At 40.8% G+C, this 20,498-nt stretch carries 23 protein-coding genes; all 23 read right to left on the reverse strand.

Annotated elements, in window-relative coordinates; translation table 11 throughout:
• Nucleotides 1-12: 12 nt before the first annotated feature.
• Nucleotides 13-693, reverse strand: coding sequence for a zinc metallopeptidase (locus NST12_RS09865; protein WP_048623559.1), 681 nt, complete (start codon nucleotides 691-693; stop codon nucleotides 13-15).
• A gap of 246 nt (nucleotides 694-939) precedes the next feature.
• A complete protein-coding gene (ypjB, locus tag NST12_RS09870; RefSeq protein WP_341029879.1) occupies nucleotides 940-1,731 on the reverse strand; it encodes a sporulation protein YpjB in 792 nt (263 codons plus the stop codon).
• 84 nt (nucleotides 1,732-1,815) lie between these two features.
• Nucleotides 1,816-2,427 carry a DUF1405 domain-containing protein gene (locus tag NST12_RS09875; RefSeq protein WP_327805318.1) on the reverse strand — a complete coding sequence of 204 codons (612 nt, stop codon included), beginning with the start codon at nucleotides 2,425-2,427 and terminating at the stop codon, nucleotides 1,816-1,818.
• A 209-nt stretch (nucleotides 2,428-2,636) separates the two neighbouring features.
• Complete coding sequence (locus NST12_RS09880) at nucleotides 2,637-3,401, reverse strand: menaquinol-cytochrome c reductase cytochrome b/c subunit (RefSeq protein WP_341101097.1); 765 nt, start codon at nucleotides 3,399-3,401, stop codon at nucleotides 2,637-2,639.
• Between the two features lie 56 nt (nucleotides 3,402-3,457).
• Complete coding sequence (gene qcrB, locus NST12_RS09885; RefSeq protein ID WP_003355128.1) at nucleotides 3,458-4,132, reverse strand: menaquinol-cytochrome c reductase cytochrome b subunit; 675 nt, start codon at nucleotides 4,130-4,132, stop codon at nucleotides 3,458-3,460.
• A gap of 14 nt (nucleotides 4,133-4,146) precedes the next feature.
• Complete coding sequence (locus NST12_RS09890) at nucleotides 4,147-4,653, reverse strand: ubiquinol-cytochrome c reductase iron-sulfur subunit (RefSeq protein ID WP_003355129.1); 507 nt, start codon at nucleotides 4,651-4,653, stop codon at nucleotides 4,147-4,149.
• A gap of 147 nt (nucleotides 4,654-4,800) precedes the next feature.
• Complete coding sequence (locus NST12_RS09895; protein ID WP_341102190.1) at nucleotides 4,801-5,262, reverse strand: YpiF family protein; 462 nt, start codon at nucleotides 5,260-5,262, stop codon at nucleotides 4,801-4,803.
• A 240-nt stretch (nucleotides 5,263-5,502) separates the two neighbouring features.
• Entirely contained in the window at nucleotides 5,503-6,045 is a 543-nt protein-coding gene (locus NST12_RS09900; RefSeq protein WP_341101099.1) for a ReoY family proteolytic degradation factor, read from the reverse strand.
• 38 nt (nucleotides 6,046-6,083) lie between these two features.
• Nucleotides 6,084-7,340: a tetratricopeptide repeat protein gene (locus tag NST12_RS09905; protein ID WP_327824241.1), complete on the reverse strand. Its 1,257-nt coding sequence runs from the start codon at nucleotides 7,338-7,340 to the stop codon at nucleotides 6,084-6,086.
• 429 nt (nucleotides 7,341-7,769) lie between these two features.
• Nucleotides 7,770-9,044 (reverse strand): 3-phosphoshikimate 1-carboxyvinyltransferase, encoded by a 1,275-nt coding sequence (gene aroA, locus NST12_RS09910; RefSeq protein ID WP_341101101.1) that lies wholly within the window; start codon nucleotides 9,042-9,044, stop codon nucleotides 7,770-7,772.
• A 20-nt stretch (nucleotides 9,045-9,064) separates the two neighbouring features.
• Entirely contained in the window at nucleotides 9,065-10,174 is a 1,110-nt protein-coding gene (locus NST12_RS09915; RefSeq protein WP_328201043.1) for a prephenate dehydrogenase, read from the reverse strand.
• Between the two features lie 18 nt (nucleotides 10,175-10,192).
• Nucleotides 10,193-11,290, reverse strand: coding sequence for a histidinol-phosphate transaminase (gene hisC / locus NST12_RS09920; RefSeq protein WP_327805325.1), 1,098 nt, complete (start codon nucleotides 11,288-11,290; stop codon nucleotides 10,193-10,195).
• Nucleotides 11,291-11,366: 76 nt separating this feature from the next.
• On the reverse strand, nucleotides 11,367-11,750 hold the full coding sequence (gene aroH, locus NST12_RS09925; RefSeq protein ID WP_003355138.1) for a chorismate mutase: 384 nt from the start codon (nucleotides 11,748-11,750) through the stop codon (nucleotides 11,367-11,369).
• A gap of 85 nt (nucleotides 11,751-11,835) precedes the next feature.
• Complete coding sequence (aroB, locus tag NST12_RS09930) at nucleotides 11,836-12,927, reverse strand: 3-dehydroquinate synthase (protein WP_341029882.1); 1,092 nt, start codon at nucleotides 12,925-12,927, stop codon at nucleotides 11,836-11,838.
• Nucleotide 12,928: 1 nt separating this feature from the next.
• The gene (gene aroC, locus NST12_RS09935; RefSeq protein WP_341029883.1) at nucleotides 12,929-14,095 is read right to left on the reverse strand and encodes a chorismate synthase; all 1,167 of its coding nucleotides are present in this window, start codon (nucleotides 14,093-14,095) and stop codon (nucleotides 12,929-12,931) included.
• A 326-nt stretch (nucleotides 14,096-14,421) separates the two neighbouring features.
• A complete protein-coding gene (locus NST12_RS09940) occupies nucleotides 14,422-15,195 on the reverse strand; it encodes a CheR family methyltransferase (RefSeq protein WP_048623567.1) in 774 nt (257 codons plus the stop codon).
• Nucleotides 15,196-15,554: 359 nt separating this feature from the next.
• Complete coding sequence (gene ndk, locus NST12_RS09945) at nucleotides 15,555-16,001, reverse strand: nucleoside-diphosphate kinase (protein WP_048623568.1); 447 nt, start codon at nucleotides 15,999-16,001, stop codon at nucleotides 15,555-15,557.
• Between the two features lie 101 nt (nucleotides 16,002-16,102).
• Nucleotides 16,103-17,065 carry a heptaprenyl diphosphate synthase component II gene (gene hepT, locus NST12_RS09950; RefSeq protein ID WP_048623569.1) on the reverse strand — a complete coding sequence of 321 codons (963 nt, stop codon included), beginning with the start codon at nucleotides 17,063-17,065 and terminating at the stop codon, nucleotides 16,103-16,105.
• A gap of 17 nt (nucleotides 17,066-17,082) precedes the next feature.
• Entirely contained in the window at nucleotides 17,083-17,796 is a 714-nt protein-coding gene (gene menG, locus NST12_RS09955; RefSeq protein WP_048623570.1) for a demethylmenaquinone methyltransferase, read from the reverse strand.
• Between the two features lie 3 nt (nucleotides 17,797-17,799).
• Nucleotides 17,800-18,612: a heptaprenyl diphosphate synthase component 1 gene (locus NST12_RS09960; RefSeq protein ID WP_048623571.1), complete on the reverse strand. Its 813-nt coding sequence runs from the start codon at nucleotides 18,610-18,612 to the stop codon at nucleotides 17,800-17,802.
• A gap of 187 nt (nucleotides 18,613-18,799) precedes the next feature.
• Nucleotides 18,800-19,024, reverse strand: a complete 225-nt coding sequence (mtrB, locus tag NST12_RS09965) for a trp RNA-binding attenuation protein MtrB (RefSeq protein ID WP_048623572.1) — start codon at nucleotides 19,022-19,024, stop codon at nucleotides 18,800-18,802.
• 30 nt (nucleotides 19,025-19,054) lie between these two features.
• On the reverse strand, nucleotides 19,055-19,624 hold the full coding sequence (folE, locus tag NST12_RS09970; RefSeq protein WP_003355148.1) for a GTP cyclohydrolase I FolE: 570 nt from the start codon (nucleotides 19,622-19,624) through the stop codon (nucleotides 19,055-19,057).
• 550 nt (nucleotides 19,625-20,174) lie between these two features.
• Complete coding sequence (locus NST12_RS09975; RefSeq protein WP_003355150.1) at nucleotides 20,175-20,447, reverse strand: HU family DNA-binding protein; 273 nt, start codon at nucleotides 20,445-20,447, stop codon at nucleotides 20,175-20,177.
• Nucleotides 20,448-20,498 lie beyond the last annotated feature (51 nt).

The raw sequence follows: 20,498 nt of genomic DNA on the forward strand, positions 1-20,498 counted from the left end.
CCTCATTCATTTTTAATTATCTTCGTTATTTTGCATTCCGACAAATACAAGAATCAAACGAATTAGTTCCAAAATGGCAACCGCTGTGGCAGCCACGTACGTCATTGCAGCCGCTCCAAGCACTTTACGAGCTTCTCTTTTTTCATCGTTGCGGATAATGCCTATAGAGACTAACTGTTTCAACGCCCGCGATGACGCATTAAATTCCACCGGCAGCGTAACGACTTGAAAAAGTACTCCGGCCGACATCAAAATAATACCGAGCAGAAACAATTTCGTCAGGGTGGTTAACCCCCCAATGATAATGAAGATCCAAGATAAACTGGAACTAAAATTAGCAATGGGAACAAGCGCATGGCGAAAACGTAAAAAGGAATATCCGACTTTGTCTTGAATGGCGTGGCCGACTTCGTGCGCCGCAACAGATGCGCCGGCAATCGAATTGCCCCAATAGTTATTTGGTGATAAATGAACTGTTTTCGTTATCGGATTATAGTGGTCACTTAAAAAGCCTTCCGTTTCCAGTACTTTTACGTGATACAAGCCATTTTCATCCAAAATTCGACGAGCCACTTCAGCTCCCGTCATCCCTGTAGAATAGGGGACGTCGGAATACTTATCATACGTTCTTTTTACCCTAAATTGTGCCCAAATGGGTATTAACGCAATCAGGATAAAATAGAGAATATACATGTTAAGTTGATAACCTCCATTTAAGTTCTGATTTGATTCTAACTATAAAATCTTTTCATTTTCCATCATTCAGCCAAAACGATCTAAGTCAATATCGGAAAGTGTTAGCGAGAAGTGACCATTTTGCCTTCACCTCTTACGACCAACCCGTTTTCGAGTCCATTCTTCAGAGATTCAATGAGGACTCTACACGATCTTCGGTCGCATTGTATTTGCATTTATTTTAGTATTAAAATAAATGTATTGTCAATCTTTCTGCTTGCGAGGCTTTTTTTCTTCTTTTTCCCCTTTGTATTTTCTCCATCCCACATAGGATAATGTACCGATAATAATACTTCCGGTTGAAATAATGACCCACCATAACGACGGATCCGCTTCGTCTTCTTCCGTTCTGTCAAACAATTTTTGTAAATCCGATTGAAGATCATTTAATTGGGATACGGCCTCTTTCTTCTTTAAATTGTCAACACTGTATTGATCGATATATTGAATTTTCGCATCCAATTTTTGAACTTCTTCCACCGGTATATCCACTCTTAAACTCGGTTCAATAATACTATACTTTTCTAAAAATTGGTTGACCGTTTGACGGTAGACTTCTTTGTTGCCAATCTTGGCCGCCTCCTTCACATGTTGAAAAGCCGTCAAAACCGGTTCTTTCATTTCCGACCATAAGGGCTGATATCGAGACGTCAACGCATCCACTACTAAACGAAAGGTTGTGACTTCATCTACTCTTTGTTCGTGATTCATCGATGTACTATTTAAGGCTCTTAACGCCTGATGATGTGCCACTGTTAAAATCCGAATATCATCCATGGTGAATGTTTGATGAAGAATGGCTGATTTCGTAAACTTTTCCGAAAAATCATTCAAGAGCTGCTTTGCTTCGGTGTAATGATAGCTTTTCGTCATCTGTAAAGCTTCTTCAACCGTCGAATCCAGCTTCTGCATCGGCGACGATTCTTCCGCCGCCAAAACAGCGTCGACGAATCCAAAAGTAATCATGATCGTCAGGAGTATTCTAATAAAGAGCATTCCAGTCCCCCCTAATGCTACTAATTCAGTGTATGTGAAGAGGGACAAGAGTAGAACTCTTCCTTAAAGCGACAACCGTTCGAATCACTCCTGCCCGTTATGCCAAGGAAAAGCTAACGTAATCCGTTTTTTGCGCATACTAAAGAAATAAGTAAGTCCAATGGAACAGATGCTAAGCCAAAACGTAAAGTACCCAATGGGTCTTATGTATAAATTCAGTTGCGGATATATAGGGTATTGCATGAACACATAATCAATCATTTCGTTATGTAATGTCCAAATGGCCGCCACGGAAAAATGCCATGGCTTAATCCTGTAAAAAGGAGAATAAAGGATCCCTTCGATCGCCATTGCCAAATGGGAAATCATCAACATATAGCCTTGCCAAGGCAAAGATCCAGAAACGGTTAATGTAAGCAAATTCATGACAACCGCCCAAATGCCATATTTAAAAAGGGTCATGGCCGCTAAAGCAGCAGGTAGCCCCCAATTTTTTTTCAGCCAAAATCCCGTCAGCGCAATAACAAAAAACAAGCTCGCTGTCGGGCTGTCGGGAACGAACGGAAGAAACCACCATTCCGTATTCTTCATTTGCGGAATATACCATATATATCCGTATACGGTTCCGGCTAAATTCACAATCCACAATAATTGTAAAAACTTCTTGTTACCCAATACAAGATATAAACGATTCACTTTTTTGCCTCCTACTTGTCCTCTTTCGATTTCTCACAAAACGAGAACATCTCATCATGAACAACCTATTATGACCTTTGTACACGTATTGATTCTCCCATCAAATGTTCCGCTGATCAATATCTTTCTATTTTTTCTTTTCGATCGACAAAAGTAAAATCTTCTAAGAAAAATCAAAAGAGCCAGCAAGAGCTGACTCTTGACTCTCTTTATTTTGTTTTTAAATTAGCAATGAAATTTGCCAATTTATCGAGTTCTTGATCGGTGCCTTTAAATTGACCGGGAGGCATATTTCCTTTTCCGTTTCTGGCTATTTTCTTAATTTCCTCAGGCTTTAAACCTGTGTCTACGAGACTAGGAGCAGCTGCTCCGCCAGTGAGCTTTTCGCCGTGGCAGTTAATACAGCCATTTTTTTGAAAAAGCTGATAGCCTTCTGAACTTTTGTCAATTTTCGCTTCTTGAACAATTTTCCCCTGTTCTTCTGCCGCTTTCCAATCATGAGTAACGACGGACTGCCATGTCAAAAAAATCATTGCTGCCAACGTCAGCAGCATAAATCCAGTCGCAAACGGACGTTTTAACGGGCGGCGATGCGGCCCCCGATCAATAAACGGTGCCAAAAGCAGGGCTGCAAAAGCAATCCCGGGAATAACCAGTCCGATTACTTCATAGGGTCCAGACGCATAACTGTATTTCAAAAGCTGATAAAGAAACAAAAAATACCAATCCGGCATTGGAATATAGCCCGTATCCGTCGGGTCCGCAATCCGTTCAAGCGGCGACGGATGTGCAATCGTTAAGCATAAATATCCTACCAAGAAAACAGCGCCGACCATCCATTCTTTCAAAAGAAAGTTCGGCCAAAAGGATTCTGTTTTTCCCGGGTACTCTGAATAATCTTTCGGAATATTCGGTTTCCGTTCAGCGGGAACACGGGAATCCCCGACAAATTTCATCCCTTTTCCGCGATGCATACGTTCCCCTCCTTTTGGTCATATGATTCTAATTTTATTCGATCATCCGCTAAAAGCTAGAGCGGGCCGGAAATGCCTTGCCTACGGATCATCAAAAAGTGTGCAGCCATTAATCCGAGCAGTATTGCAGGAAGGAAAAAGACATGTATGGCAAAAAAGCGTGTAAGAGTTTGTGCTCCTACAATATCATGATGGCCGGCCAGCAATACTTTCAGCCACTCGCCAATCACTGGTGTCGCCGCGGCAATTTGCAAACCAACTTTCGTCGCAAATAGCGCTTTCATATCCCATGGCAACAAATAACCGGTAAAGCCTAATCCCAGCATGACAAAAAAGATCAAAACGCCCACTATCCAGTTTAATTCGCGCGGTTTTTTGTATGCACCTTGGAAAAAGACCCGCAATGTATGTAAAAAGATCATTACAATGACAAGGCTGGCTCCCCAGTGGTGCATGCCGCGAACAATTTGTCCGAAAGCGACTTCATTTTGCAAGTAATAGACCGATTGCCAAGCATTTTTAATATCCGGTACATAATACATGGTTAAAAACATGCCAGAAAGAATTTGAATGACAACGATAAAAAACGTCAATCCTCCAAAACAATACACGAAGGCAGAAAAATGATGCGCCGGATTCACATGCTCTGGAACCTCGTGGTCTGCTATATCCCGCCATAAAGGCGTAATGTCTAAACGTTCATCAATCCAATCATACAGTTTGTTCAGCAAGGATTACGCCCCCTTTATACGAGATTATTCGCCTTTGGTTTTCCAAGATACAAATAGCCGTCTTTCACTTTTACCGGATAAACGTCTAACGGTTTTGTAGGCGGAGTACCGGGTACGTTTTTCCCATTTTTGTGGTAAAGACCTCCGTGGCAAGGACAGAAAAACATATTGGGGTGGGACTTGTTTGCATTCCAGTTGACGGTGCAGCCTAGATGCTTACAAATAGGGGAAAGAGCCACAATGTCTCCATTCTTCGTTTTATAAACCCAGGCTGTTTGAGTGACATTGGACGTATACCAGGCATCCTTTTGCTCGTAAGTGAAGTCTACACGCGTTGGAGTTTCTGTCAAATCATCAACCTTTTGCTTCGTCGCATGAAAATTGCCTTTTCCTTCGGCTGCCAGGACAGGATCAATGGCAAAACGAAGCATCGGCATAAGAACACCAGCTGCCATGAAACCGCCTACACCAGTAAGCGTATAATTTAGAAATTGGCGTCTAGATACACGCTCCTTGCTCATATGTTTCCTCCTTCAATTTTGAACTAAGCCCATTCGGACCTTTACGTACAACATTAAAGTTAGTCATCATTATGATAAATCATACAGAAGATGAAATCAATAACAATTGTCCAAAAGTTTATAAAATACTAAATATTTAGAAATCATCTATTGTTTTTCCCATTTCTCAAGAATCTTATGTACATACTGTTTGACTTGATTTTCGATGAAATCGTATTTAAAGGAATCGTCCATATCCTCCATTGGGGTCGCAGGGAGCCAAATCAGCGTTCCTTTCAGCTGGCTTTCTCTTGATTTCCAGTTGGCATCGGACGTGATAAAAAACAGATGCATAAATCCTTCTTCATGTAATAAATCAGACCAGCGGTTTAGGAGTGAAGATTTTTCATCCGTTATTTCTTGTGATAAATAAATAATGGCTGGAAACAACATGATTCTTCCTCTGAATTGTTTTTCAAGACAACTCGAAAACAATTGGATATATTCTCCTTGTGAAGCGGATCGCCTCATTTCATTTCCAAAATCAATCGGCAAGAGCGGTATCACGGCACTATCAATAAAGCTCTTTTCTTGTTGATAAAGTCGTGCGTCCCTCCCGTTCCATATCATTATTTTCACCTCTTTTTTCTCCCATTATAACAAATTTTTTCCAAAGGAACGATAAAAATTTCGATTACAGTAGTCAATATTGCTTCGAAAGCAGATGACAAAGAAAAAACGAATGCTAAGATCAACATTTGAAGTTCTCGTACATGATGGCTGATATTCTTGCCAATATACCACACTTGATGCTTTCTTTCACTTTCAGATAAAAGAAAAACCCCTTTAACAACAACGTGTAAAAGGGATTTATCGTTCCAGTTCTTTTAACTTTTCAGTTAAAATTTGAAAAGCTTCTTTATCATTTTTGTCTAATGCTTCATCAATGGCCTTGAGAAGTTTTTCTTTCTGAAATTTATAGATGCTGTCCTTTAGAAACTGTTCCGCTAAAAACCGATCTTTTTCGGTGATTTTTAAATTTCTCGGCATATAAGGGTTTTCTTCAAGCACAAGCGCATATTGATGAGAAGTATTGGCTCCGCGAAATTTTAATTCTATATAGATATTTTCATCTTTGTTCAAGCGGATATCATGAAAGGATTTTTCGGCATCTGTCGTCATGATATTATTTTTGAAAAAACGAAATGGAGTACTGTCTACGCAATGTGTGGACATCACAATTCCTCTAGGGCAATATTGTGCATCTTCCACAAAATGAACTTTCTCCATCAATTGATCGTGGCTCATTAAATAGTTTAGAATCCAGACCGACTCTCTTCTTTTTAATTGATAATGATTTAAAAACCAGCGAATAAAATCTTTCTTTTCATTCACAGAAACAGGGGTTGCCATGTTCTTTCCCTCCTTACTGTGTAATAAAGCTCTCAGAATCACTCAAGTCTTTCCAGCAAAAGAATCCATTCTTCATTGGTCGGATCCTTTTCCAACAGCTTATGAAATATTTCTGCAGCTTTTTGCGTTTTTCCTTCCTCCAAAAGAAAATAACCGTATTCTTCAAGAAAATCTTGATTGTTTTTAAAATCATTATATGCTTTCTGGTACATTTTTAATGCCTCTGAATATTGCTCTAAGCCGTGAAGAGCTTTCGCTTGATCCCATAAAAACTGAGGGTCGTCTTCCCCTTCGTTTTGCACTTGCTTAATAATATCCAATATGTCGCTGTACCGTTCCTGAGTCATGTATAATTTATTAAGAGTGAGTGCTGCTTCCAAATAGCCCGGGTCTAATCGCAATGCCTGTTGGAAAAATGACTCCGCTTCGTCCTCTTTTTGCAATTTCAAAGCAATCTTTCCTCCAAGGAAGTACAATTCCTTTTGAAATTCATCGTGTGAAATTCCTTCCTTAATCGATTGCAATGCTTGTTCAAGCATTTCTTCATGCTCGTAGGATCTTGCTAAATAAAGATACAATGAGTGATAATCAGGATCGAGGGCTTTTAATTCCGTAAATTTTTCAATTGCCGTTTGATAATAACCGGCTTGATAGGCAGTTAACCCAAAGCCAAATAAAGTATTGACTTCTAATTTTTCATCCAATGCATCGTCATAATAAGGCAAAGCCTCTTCAAATTCTCCGGCAGCGCTTAATGCTTCGGCGATTCGTTGGCGAATTTGAGTACCCGCCAATTCGTATATCTGTTGATCGATTAACTTATGATAGTAATCAACCGCTTCACGATACCGTCCTTGTTCCATATAAAGTTCGCCAAGAGCAAAATCAATCACAGGCTCATCTTTTGCTAATTCTTTGGCCATTAACAGTTTTTGCTCACTTACTTCATACAATCCCTGCATTTGATACAAATCAGCTAATAGCAGCAGTGCTCGTGGGTAGGACGGATCCGAGGCGTCAATTTTTTCCAAAAGAAGTATGGCCTCTTCTTCTTGATTGAGATCTACGAACGTTTCGGCGAGAAGGACAATTAATTCTCCTTCTTCAGGATATTTTTCCAGAAGAATCTGATACAAATTCTTTGCATCTTCAGGAAATCCAAGCTGGTTTAATTCTTCTGCAAGAAGATATCGTTCTTCATCACTCCCGCTTGTTTTTACCTTATCAATAAGCTTTTTTGCTTTATCTAATTGTCCATTTTCAAATAATTGGATGATTTCTTCCACGTTGTTCATCACAAGTATATCTCCTTTTAGCGTAAACTCGTGTTGACGGATTAGGTAATGTTAAAAAATGAAAAGCGACTATTCTTGGGTAACTCCATCAGATTGGTGAACCCAATGATCATTCTGTGAATCATTATGAATCTGCTGTTAATAGTAAAGCAAAGTTCTCTTTCCTTCAACTAAAATGCCATTCTTACTTTTCTAGAATTCTCTTTTGCAGCGAATATTCCCTTCATAAAATCGTCGATTTGCACGAAAAAATTCATCCGATAAAAACCCAAAACCGAAATCAAAAGGATCAGTCTTTGTGCCGGCGGCATCTCTTTGGATCATCTTTCTTCCATAAAACGGAAGCAGGCTGATTGAGCTAGACTTCTTTCGGATAAAAGAAATAAGAAAAGCCTCTGACAAGACCAAAAGTCTTGTGAGGCTATGGTTTTAAATCAACTTCTGCAAATCGTCAAAGAAATTGGGGTAAGAGACAGCTATGCATTCCGGGTTTTCTAAATCGACCGGATCTTTTGACAGCAAAGCAGCTATGGCGAGCATCATTCCAATACGATGATCTCCAAAACTGGACACTTTACCGCCTTTTAATGCCGTTTTTCCCCGTATGACCATCCCATCTTTTCTCGATTCAATATCCGCTCCCAATTTTTTCAATTCTCCTACGACGGTATCGATTCGGTTTGTTTCCTTTACTTTTAATTCCTCCGCGTCTTTAATCACCGTTTCCCCTTCTGCTTGAGTAGCCATTAAAGCGATAATAGGAATCTCGTCAATTAATCGCGGAATTAAACTGCCTCCGATTTCGATGCCTTTTAATTGGGAATAGCGTATCACAATCGTGCCCGTTTCTTCGCCATTAGACGAGAGATCAGACAACTCCAAATCCGCTCCCATTTCCTTCAAAACATCAATGATTCCAGAACGAGTCGGATTTAAACCTACATTTTTTAAAATAATCTCGCTTCCTGGAATGATCGCTCCAGCCGCCAGGAAAAAGGCAGCTGACGATATATCTCCCGGCACATAAATGTCTCTTCCTTCAAATGATTGAGATCCTTTAACGGAAATGGTCATGCCTTCTCGGATACATTCACCGCCAAATTCCTTGATCATTTTTTCGGTATGATCTCTAGTTGGGGCCATTTCTTCAATCACGGTGGTCCCCTCCGCTTGGAGGCCTGCAAATAGCAAGGCGGATTTGACTTGGGCACTTGCTACCGGCATTTTATAGTGAATCGACCGAAGTGATCCTCCATTAATGGAAATCGGCGTAAATTTACCATTTTCTCTTCCCGAAATGGAGGCCCCCATTTCCCGTAACGGAAGAACGACGCGATCCATCGGCCGTCTGCCTATGGATTCATCTCCCATGAGCACGAAATGAAAAGGGCGGCCGGCAAGAATCCCCATTATTAATCTCGTCGTAGTGCCGGAATTTCCTGTGTACAATATATCCTTTGGTTCTTCCAACCCTTCCCAACCTTTTCCTAAAATGGTGATCTGTTGTCCATCTTCCTCTATATGAACGCCTAGTTTTCGAAAACAGTCTATGGTGCTTAAACAATCTTGTCCTCTTAAAAAGTGGCGAATTGTGGTTTTCCCTTGAGCGATTGAACCAAACATAATGGCACGGTGGGAAATCGACTTGTCTCCGGGTACATGAATGACTCCACGTAAATGGGAATGATTATGTGGCAACCTCATGTCTCTACCATCCTTTTCTATTACGCAAGAAATACGTCATAATTTGTATGTTTTTGAATACATTTTTTTGCTTTCATACGGTCATGATCGTTTTGAAAACTGATGACCAAAACACCGTATACATCTTCGCGCGTTTCCATAATTCGAATATTGGTGATGCTGATTCTTTCCTCGGCAAGGTAGCCGGTTATCTCTGAGATGACCCCCGGATAGTCGGGCACATCCACATATAAATCATAAAAGGCAGGAATTGCTCCTTTAGATGAAGAAGGCAGCTGATCGCGAAACGTTTTAGCCGCAGCAAAATATTCGTACAATCCTTCCCCGTTTTCGTCTTTCAACAGCTCGGCAAATTTGTGCATCTCTTTTTGCCATACTTCTAAAAGCTGGATGAGCGTCTCCTTGTTGTGCAACGAAACATCTTTCCACATTTCAGGATTGCTGGAAGCAATGCGTGTAATATCGCGAAATCCACCCGCCGCAAGCCTAGACACTAACGGATTTTGTTGGTCAAAATGCCTGGCTTGATGGACAAGGGAAGACGCAATCACGTGAGGAAAATGGCTGATGACTCCGGTTAATTGATCATGTTCTTCAGGAGTCACTTCGATCATTTTCGCTTTTGTCCCTTTGAGCCACTCCTTCAATGCATTTAGCTCTTCAGTACTGGTTTGTTCATCGGGAGTCAATAAATAAAACGCATTTTCAAAAAGAATTTTCTTAGCAGCCGCTACACCGCTTTTGTGGGATCCCGCCATCGGATGGCCTCCGATAAAGGAGATTCCTAAGTCATTCAATTTTTTTCCTTTTTGCATGATTCTCGCTTTCGTACTGCCTGTGTCTGTCACAATGACATTTTTTTTCAATTTGTCCGCGTTTTGGACCAATTCCTTGATGAGAATCTCGGTTTGCTTGACAGGAACAGCTAAAATGATGAGATCTGCCCTTGCTGCCAGCTCGATAAAAGAATCAGATTCTTCATCCACCACTCCTAGCGCTTTAGCCAATTTTCTCTCTGATTCTTTAACGTCAAAGCCGATAACAGTTGCATGAGGATGAGCCTCTTTAATGGTAAGTGCCAGCGATCCTCCAATTAAACCGATACCGGCGATTAAAACTGTCCCTTTCAAAAAACGATCCTCCTCACGTTAGCCAATAGCTCTTTCTTTTATAAAGCTTCGCATCGCTTCAATGACGCCTTCATTTTGTTCTTTGGAACCAACCGTCACCCTAACGGATGTTGGGAATCCAAGGGCATTGCCTGATCGAACAATATAGCCTTTTGTCATTAAATAATGGAAGACATCATCACCGTTACAGCCAAAATCAATCAAAACAAAGTTGGTTTGAGAAGGAAAATAGTTTAACTTTTCTTGACGGCAAAATTCGTAAAATTGCTCAAGTCCTTGTCGGTTTTTCTTGCGGCATTCTTCGATAAATTCTTGATCGCGAAGCGCTTGAACGGCAGCTCCCTGGCCAAATGTATTGACATTAAACGGTTCGCGCACCGCATTGAAATACTTGATGATGTCTGGATGACCGAATGCGTAGCCTACTCGGAAGCTTGCCATACCGTATATTTTGGAAAAAGTGCGAGTAACAAGAACATTTTTGAATGTTTTCACCAACGATACAGCATCATAAATATCGTCCGCTACAACGTATTCTCTATACGCTTCGTCTAACACGACCAGAACATGATCCGGAACTTTTTTCAAAAATGGTATCATTTCATCCTCAGTGATGTAGACCCCAGTTGGATTATTGGGATTGCATATCCACACTATGGCCGTGTTTTCATCAATGGCCGCTAACATTCCGTCCAAGTCATGAGCTCCGTTGATCAGTGGAACTTCCCTCACTTCTGCTCCTGCAATGACTGCGTTATGGCGATATTGTGAAAAAGTCGGCACTGCCATGACAGTATTTTTTCCCGGCTCAAGAATCGTGCTGGAAACGACTTGTAGGATATTGTCGGATCCATTGCCAAAAAGCAGCTGATTTTCTTCAATATTTAAGCGTTTGGCCATCTCTTTGCGCAATTCGGTTGCATATCCATCTGGATAAAGGGCAAAAGAACGATCAAAATTTTTCAGCCACTCTTTTACAAGCGGAGAACAGCCGAACGGGTTTTCATTGGATGCCAGTTTCGTTACTTTCTCAAGATTGAATTCTTTTTTCACTGCCTCTATTGTTCTTCCAGGTTGGTAAGGCTCCAAATCTAATATTTGTTTTTTCCATTTCATGTTTATCTCTCCCTGCTTTTGCACTTTATTTCTTTACCAAGATAAAGAAACCTTATCTTTATTGTAGCACTAAAGTTTATTTTTGATTAGATTCATTTGATCCTGCTAAATCCGGACGCAAAACCGTTGCGTGATTCAAATAAATATGGCGGATTTCTTCCTGAGGAACCGCCGTTTCCACATGCATCATAATCCTGATACATTTTTCTAAACTATCAGGAACAGGGATTTCTTGCATACACATAACAGGAACGTATGTCCAACCTTCGATTTCTCTAAGCGCCTTAGCTGGAAAAGCGGCAAACACATCTTTTGTAACAGAAATGAAAACAGAAGCAACATCTTCCGGTTGAATGTTATTCGATTCGATCATTTCGACCAAAAGCTGCTTGGTCGCAGCGATGATCTCGGTTTCCTCATTTTGTTCAACGGTTGTCGCCCCTCTTATCCCTCTAATCAATCCATTTCCTCCCTTTCTCATACACTGTCCAAGCCATCTTAAATGGTTTTTTAGTCAAACGGACAAGGTCTTCATAACGATTGGTTCAAAGTTTAGAGAAAGATCGAATAAACTGATCCGCTTCTTTTAAGTCTTCTTGATTCATCTCCACAATGACAGGCTTTCCGATTTCTTCGAGAAGCACAAACCGAATGGAGCTGCCAATCGTTTTCTTATCTCGCTTCATGGCGGCGAAAAGCTGATCAAATGAGATCGTTTCTGGTACATCCAAGGAATATCCCAGTTGTTTGATCCAATCAACAAAAGACGACAAATCCAAGTCGAGCGAGTATTTTTTCTTGCTTAAATACAATGCATATACGATTCCAATCATAACCGCTTCGCCATGAGTTATTCTTCCGTAGCCAATAGTCGCTTCCAATGCATGGCCGTATGTATGCCCAAAATTTAAAAATGCCCGTATTCCTTGTTCCGTTTCATCTTCTGAAACAATGTCCGCTTTAATGCTGATGCCTTTGCATAAGCACATTTCCAGAAAATCAGAGTCCATCTTATCAAAGGACACGAGCGTACTGGTTAGCTGATGTAAAAATGTTTTATCTTTTATCAGCGCATGTTTGATCACTTCTGCGAATCCGGAACGAACCTCTTTTTCTGGTAAACTATTGATAAAATTCGTATCAAAAATAACCGCTTCCGGCTGATGGAAGTGCCCGATCATATTTTTTCCAAGGGGATGGTTGATGGCCACTTTTCCTCCTACAGCACTGTCGTGGGCTAGAATGGTGGTTGGAACTTGTAAAAAACGGATTCCTCTCATATAGGAAGCCGACACATATCCGGCCAGATCTCCCGCGGCTCCTCCCCCAAAAGCGATAATACATGATTTTCGATCCAAATTTTGTTCGAGCGCTTCCGTTATACACGATTCAAAAACAGCCATTGATTTAGCCGCTTCCCCTTGAGGCACTTCTTTCCATGCATACGGGACATGGGTCGGCAGATGTTTTTTTAGCTTTTCCTTATATAGATGAGAAACATGCTTATCGGCGATCACCAGGATTTTCGTGGCATCTGACAGCTTTTCCTTAAAAATTTCTGGAATCATTTCCAGCGCATTTTCTCCCACCCAAATCGGGTAGGTTTTATTTCGTGTATGGACCTCCATCTTTTCCATATTAAAACTCCCTTGCATACTTTCTTTGTTCATCTACGTTTCGAATTAACGCATCCATACGGTCGCTGTAAAATTGATCAACGATCGCCGCTGCTAATTCCCAAGCAACAACCGCTTCTGCGACCACGCTGGCAGCAGGGACGGCACAGCTGTCGGAACGCTCAATGCTGGCGGAAAACGGTTCTTTCGTGTCGATATCTACACTTTGAAGCGGTTTATAAAGTGTTGGAATAGGCTTCATGACTCCTCGGACGACTATCGGCATTCCGGTTGTCATTCCCCCTTCAAATCCGCCAAGACGGTTCGTTTTCCGCGAAAACCCTCTTTCTTCATCCCAAATGATTTCGTCGTGCACTTCGCTGCCAAACTTTCCGGCCGCTTCAAAGCCGATCCCGAATTCTACGCCTTTGAAAGCATTGATGCTGACGATCGCCGCCGCGATTTTTGCATCCAGCTTTCGGTCATAATGTACATAGCTGCCGACTCCTGCCGGCATTCCTTCAGCGACTACTTCCACTATGCCGCCGATCGAATCTCCTTTTTCTTTTGCTTGGTCGATCGCTTTCATCATTTCCTTTTCCGCTTCGCTGTCAAAACAACGAACCGGAGATTGTTCAGTGACTTCTTGCAGTTCTTTTATCGATTTGTAGCGGAGGTTTTTCGCCTTTACTCCCCCTATTTCCACTACGTGAGAAGCGATTTCGATTCCAAGCAGTTTTAATAGTTTTTTGGCAACCGCACCGGCTGCTACTCGCACGGTCGTTTCTCTCGCAGACGAACGTTCAAGAACATTTCGCATATCACGGTGTCCGTATTTGATTCCCCCATTTAAATCCGCATGACCGGGACGTGGCCTCGTAACCTTTCTTTTTGTTTCTTCCGGTTGCTCCGGGGCTTCAATGCCCATAATGTTGGTCCAATGCTTCCAATCCTTGTTCTCGACAACGAGAGCGACAGGTGAGCCTAATGTCAGTCTGTGGCGAACACCGCCCTTAATCTGAACCTGGTCTTTTTCGATTTGCATTCGCCGTCCTCGCCCATAGCCCTTTTGACGACGGCTTAATTCAATATTGATGTCTTCCGCAGTTAAAGGCATTCCTGCGGGAAGGCCCTCGATAATAGCAGTTAGCTGAGGGCCATGTGATTCTCCTGCTGTTAAATATCTCATGTCACTTTCTCCCTTCAACTCGTTAAAGCGTTTATAACAATATATCATATTCCGCATGACTTGGCATAGAAAAAATGAATTTCCAAGACTTTTTCTTATTTGCCTATTATTCATAATATCATTTGTTTTCAAATAGTTCCGTCTATTATTGATTTTATTTGAAAAATTTTTCCGTCTTTCTTTGCCGAAAAAAAGCTAAACCAGCCCAAAAACAGCGGAGGGCCTTTCAGCCCCCACATATTGCCTTATGAAAGCTTTTTTCTTTATTCTTCAAAATCCAATACCTTTACGGACCCGTGATCGTTTTACGACTAACAGTCTAACATTTATAATTTCCGATAAAAAAAAGGTTCCTCCGGTTCAAAGCCATAGACTTCTGGATTAAAAATTTGCTCTGTACTCCCTACAAATAGGACGCCCCCTTCTTTCAATGCGGCGTTAAATTTTTTATACAAAAGATCTTTCGCTTCTTCTGTAAAATAAATAAGCACATTACGGCAGACGATCAAATCATAATTTTTCTCGAATGGATCTGAAAACAAGTTTTCTTTCCGAAATTGGACCGTACGCTTTATCTCATCGGATAGGCGATAAAAATCTCCTTCTTTTGTGAAGTATTTTGTTTTCATTTCCGAAGGAACTTCTTCCAAAGAACGTTCCGGGTATACTCCCATTTTTGCTTTTTGAATCGCCTTTTCGTCTATATCCGTAGCAAGAACCCTTATTTGCGATAAGGGGAGAAACTGGGACAATATCATGGCAATCGTGTATGGCTCTTCGCCAGTCGAGCAAGCAGCACTCCAAATTTTCAACTGCTTGTTTGCTGCCAGCATCCTTGGAAAAATCTTTTTCTCAAGAACTTCCCATCGTTTTCTGTTGCGGTAAAATTCCGACACGTTAATCGTCATTCGATCCAAACATTCGTTCAATAGTTCGGAATTGGTATTCATCGCTTGAAAAAACTCTTGAAAAGAGCGAAAGCCCCTTTTTTGATACAAGGAAGTCAATCTTCTCTTCATTTGCGCTTCTTTATACAACGAAAGATCGATTCCTGTTTTTTTCTTAATCGAAACAATAAATGCTTGATAATCATCCGGCATGACTTTTTCCTCTCCATCTAATTACACACATTTCCTCTTAACATAGAGACTTAATAGCCACCAATACATGCAGAAATCCTCAAGGTTGAAACTCTCTCTACGCCCGAACTGGTTCCACTCATTATCCATCTCCCACGGATTGAAGTTTTCGTTTGTACTTTATTATAACGAATGGAGGCAATCAGTTGAAGGAAAAAAATGCTTCGATTTCCTATTTAACGAAATCAATCATAAATTTGACATCAAGAATGAGCAGAAATTCACACGATTGAAACCCAGTCAAAATGAAATGATTCCTCCCAACAATCAAAAAAGAGCTGCCATCACGGCAACCCTTTCCTTAAGAAAAAATTTTTATCTTAATAAATCCATTGGTTGATCAATTTTGAATATTCAACGAGTTCTTCTTCTTTGAAGAAAATACCAATTTCACGCTCTGCACTTTCCGGAGAATCAGATCCATGAATGACGTTTTTACTTACAGTCAGTCCAAAATCTCCTCTGATGGTTCCCGGAGCAGCGTCTTTCGGATTGGTCGTTCCCATCATTTGACGAGCTGTCGCAATGACATTTTCTCCTTCCCAAACCATCGCAAATACAGGTCCGGACGTAATGAATTCCACTAATTCACCGAAAAAAGGGCGTTCTTTATGTTCTTGATAGTGTTTTTCCGCCAACTCTTTCGTGACTGTCATCAATTTAGCGCCCACAAGTTGAAATCCTTTTTTTTCAAAACGGGACACAATTTCACCAATCAAATTTCTTTGGACTCCATCCGGTTTGATCATTAAAAATGTTCTTTCCATTTTCCCAACTCCTATTATGTATCACTATTGTTGTCACAAAAGACAACCCAAGAAAATAGTATCATTCGCGCAAATATTTGACAACGTTTCCATGTCTTTTTCTAATATTTTCTTTTACCGATATACTTGGCGATTTCTTTCAAAGACTTTTTTGCTTTATTGTCGGGAAGATCATCCAAGATGGCGATTGCTCGATCCAAGTATCTTTGGCTTAAATTGTTGGAACGCTGAATGGCATCACTTTGCTTGATTTGTTCGATGATCCTTTTGATATCTTTTTGGGATGTTTTTTCATTGACCGTATAGATCGCTTCCCGCAGTCCGGGCTTCTCCATGGCATATAAAACAGGGAGGGTGACATTTCCTTGAAGAAGATCGCCTCCAGCAGGTTTCCCCAACTGTTTTTCCGTTCCCGTGAAGTCCAATATATCGTCAATGATTTGATAAGACATCCCGACATTATAGCCGAAATGGTACAATTTTTTGCAAATATGGGGCGGGGCGCCGGACGCAACGGCTCCGAGCTGGCAGCTTGCCGCGATCAGCAACGCCGTTTTTCTTTTAATTCGACGAAGGTAATCCCTTAGATTTTGATCAAATCGATACTTGTCTTTCATTTGTACCATTTCGCCGATACATACTTCGATGATCGTATCGGACAAGACCTTATGAACTTCCACATTTTCAAGCTTAGTCATATATTCCAACGAGCGAGCGAAAAGATAGTCACCTGTATACATCGCCACTCGGTTGTCCCATTGAGCTTTTACAGTCGGCTTTCCTCTCCTTATATCGGAATCATCGATGACATCATCGTGAACGAGAGAAGCCATATGTATAAGCTCAAGAGCTACAGCCAAATTTTTGATTTTTCCAATATCGTAATTTCCAAAATGAGCGGCCAGCAAGACAAAGATGGGGCGAATCCGTTTTCCGCCAGCCTGCAACAGTTTTAAAGAGGAGTTATAAATGATGGGGGACCGGGAATAAATGGCCTGCTCCAGTTCCCTTTCAATTAAATCAATATCCGTTTTTAAAAACGAATATAACGATTGAAATTTCATATTTTTATCCACCTAGCTTACGTTTGTTTATATCCAAAATGGCTTGCAGCCACACCGCCATTATAAGGTTTATAAGCGACGTTAATAAATCCTGCCTTTTCAAAAAGCTTTGCCAGTTCTTTCATACCTGGAAATTCGCGGGCGGATTCTTGAAGCCACGAATACTCATCATAACTTTTGGCAAAGATTTTTCCGAACAAAGGCATGATGAACCGAAAATAAAAATAATAAAGCTGCCGATATCCCCATAAAGTCGGCTGCGAAGTATCGAGACAGACTGCCATCCCGCCCGGCTTCAATACCCTGTGCATCTCCTCCAAAACGCGCAAATAATCAGGAACATTCCTTAACCCAAATCCGATCGTGACATAATCAAACGTATTATCTTCAAAAGGAAGCTCCATAGCATTGCCGTGTAGAAGCGTCACTTGGGAAAGGTTTTTTTCTTTTATCTTTTGTTCGCCGATTTTCAGCATATTTTTGCTGAAATCGAGTCCATACACTTTTCCTTCTTCACCGACCGCTTCCGCCAACGCTATCGTCCAATCAGCCGTTCCGCAACATACATCGAGAGCAATTTTTCCTTTCTGCACATTCATTCGCTTCATTGTATCTTTTCGCCACCGCATATGTTGCTTAAAGCTAATCAGTGAATTCATTTTATCGTAATTCGAATAAATTTTTTCAAACACATTTAAAACACGTTCTTCTTTTGATGATGGTTGATGCATTCGCTACCCTTCTTCCGCAAGTATTTTGATTGAATACGGCTCCGTTTCTAACAACGTTCGAACTTTTTCAATCAGCAATGGATCCCGATGCTCCCAAGTGTTGAGAGTTTTCTCGATTTTTTGTTTTGTCCTTTGAATGTATCGATCGCTAATGTGAAGCAAGGAGCGAAGATCACTTCCGGCCAAACTGTACAAAGAGCCTTGAACTGTCGGAAATTGAATGGATTTCAAAGCATCAAAAAGCAAAGCCGGTTTTTGTTTTAAAAATAAGTTCCGTTCCTGCAGAAGCCTTTTGAGTAATAAAATTTCAGATATGAAAGAAGAATAAGCGCCGTATTGAAAATAAGAGTAAAATCCTTGAGCAACACCTGATTCTATCAACTTGATGCTGTTTATAATCTCGTCCGTCGATCGATTCTCATGTTGATATACAGCGATTTTCTGCTCATTGATTTGCTTAATGGAATTGGCAAATATTCGGATCATGGATACATTTTGAACATCGGCCAAAATTTGATAATACAGCCCGCTGAAATAATCGCCTGCCAACACTTTGATTTGACGTTTCATCGCTGGTTCTTCATTAGACACGGAAACCTTTTCATGGGTATCAAGGGCAATTTGAATCAGCATAGCTGTTGTAATATAATGTTTCACGTTTTCTTTCAACGATTCTTCTTGAAATGGCAATAACAAAAATAAGAGCCGATCTTCATCAATATGCGGATCATCCAAATGCCGACTCAAGTAAGGATATGACAGCTTTTGCTGAATTTCTTCTTTAATATCCGCCATCTTCTTCAACCAAGTGTACATAAGCATTCCCCTTAATCCCATAAAAATAAAAGTATGTATCCTATTCACCCATATGTACGCGCAGTTTTTAAAACAACCAATATTATATCATACTCGCCTTTTAATTACGAACAGCGGTTGGATGAAAGAAAACATGCTGTTTTTCTTTTAAATGAAAAACAGCTTGCTCTTCTTTCTATTTCATCTTTTATTCATCGACCCCGCTTTTTAGCTGGCCAACATTCGTCCATATTTCCGCACGCCCCCGTACTTTGATAGCGGACGTGTGTTCTGTAAATTGCGCGATCATTACTTCGCCTGCATCTAATTTTTCCGAATGGTGAAAACGAGTATCGGTTCCTCTTGTTAAGCCGATGACGTTTACTCCGTTTTCCAACGCTTTGATGACCACATAATCACTTTGATTGACCATTCCACTCTCGCTTCCTTCATGGTGAAAAGTTTATTTGATAAGAGCCAATACTTCAGCACGTGCTTGAGCATCTTGTTCGAAAATCCCTCGAACAGCAGTCGTAACCGTTTTAGATCCTGGTTTCTTGACTCCTCGCATCGTCATACACATATGCTCAGCTTCTACGACCACCATCGCTCCATGCGGATCTAATTTTTTCATGATGGCCTCTATGACTTCATCTGTAATTCTTTCTTGAAGCTGCGGACGTTTGGCCACTGCTTCTACTGCACGAGCAAGTTTGCTTAAGCCCGTTACTTTTCCGTTCTTTGGTATGTAAGCAACATGAGCCTTCCCGAAGAAAGGGACAAGATGATGTTCACACATCGAGTAAAAAGGAATATCTTTGACAAGGACTAACTCCTCGTGGTCTTCGCTAAAGATGGTTTCAAAATACTCGCCGGGATCTTGTCTTAAACCCGAAAAGACTTCCTGATACATTCTTGCCACCCGTTTTGGTGTATCAATCAACCCTTCTCGTTCGGGATCTTCTCCGATTGCTTCTAAAATCAAGCGCACAGCTTGTTCAATTTGTGTCAAATTGACTTCTGTTTTTTGCATGTATAGAACCACTCCTAAAGGTATTTTCATTCGCAAGCATATGCTAATCTTCATAATAGCACACGAATAGGAAGGGGGCAAAGAAGCAATTTGCGATCTAGAGGGATTCTTTTTGCCGATTGAAAATGAAAGACAACCAAAAAGACTTTTATGGATTTGGATTAGCTTTTTCCTTTCGATAAATGTTTTATCTTTCAAAAAGTCCGTTTCCATGAGAATGAAACCCTTTAAACTATTTCAAAGCAGCGAAGATTTATGGTTTGTGCATCCCACGATTCGTTTAAGACTCTTCCGCTGCAGAAACGGCTTTTTATAATCAGTTTCTCCTATTAGGACTGCTTATCTTTGCAGAACTACCGCTTCTTAAAATGAGATACAGTGCTTTCATAAGCGGAGATTTTCTCATCTTCTTCCAATGATGGTTCGTTGGACCAATCGGGCTTTTAGCGGCACTGTCTTTCACCTGTAACTTCTTTCGCCTGCTTAAAGCGGGACAAAAAAAGAAGACTCGAAAGTACGAGTCTTCTTTCTATACCCGGCACTTATGTACTCACTTGACAGCATCCTTCAATGCTTTACCAGGTTTAAATGCAGGCACTTTGCTAGCTGCGATTTCAATTTCTTCTCCTGTTTGAGGGTTGCGTCCTTTACGCGCAGCACGTTCGCGAACTTCGAAATTTCCAAATCCGATAAGTTGAACTTTATCTCCGCTAGCCAGAGCATTTTGGATAGCAGTAAACACCGCATCCACCGCTTTTGTCGCATCTTTTTTAGAAAGTTCAGCTGCTTCTGCAACTTCGTTGATTAGTTCTGTTTTATTCACACCAATCACCTCCTCCCAAAATTAACAATGCACTTCTGCTTATTTTTCATT

The organism is Bacillus sp. FSL W8-1127 (genome assembly GCF_038006725.1).
Classification (GTDB): domain Bacteria; phylum Bacillota; class Bacilli; order Bacillales; family DSM-4216; genus Bacillus_O; species Bacillus_O smithii.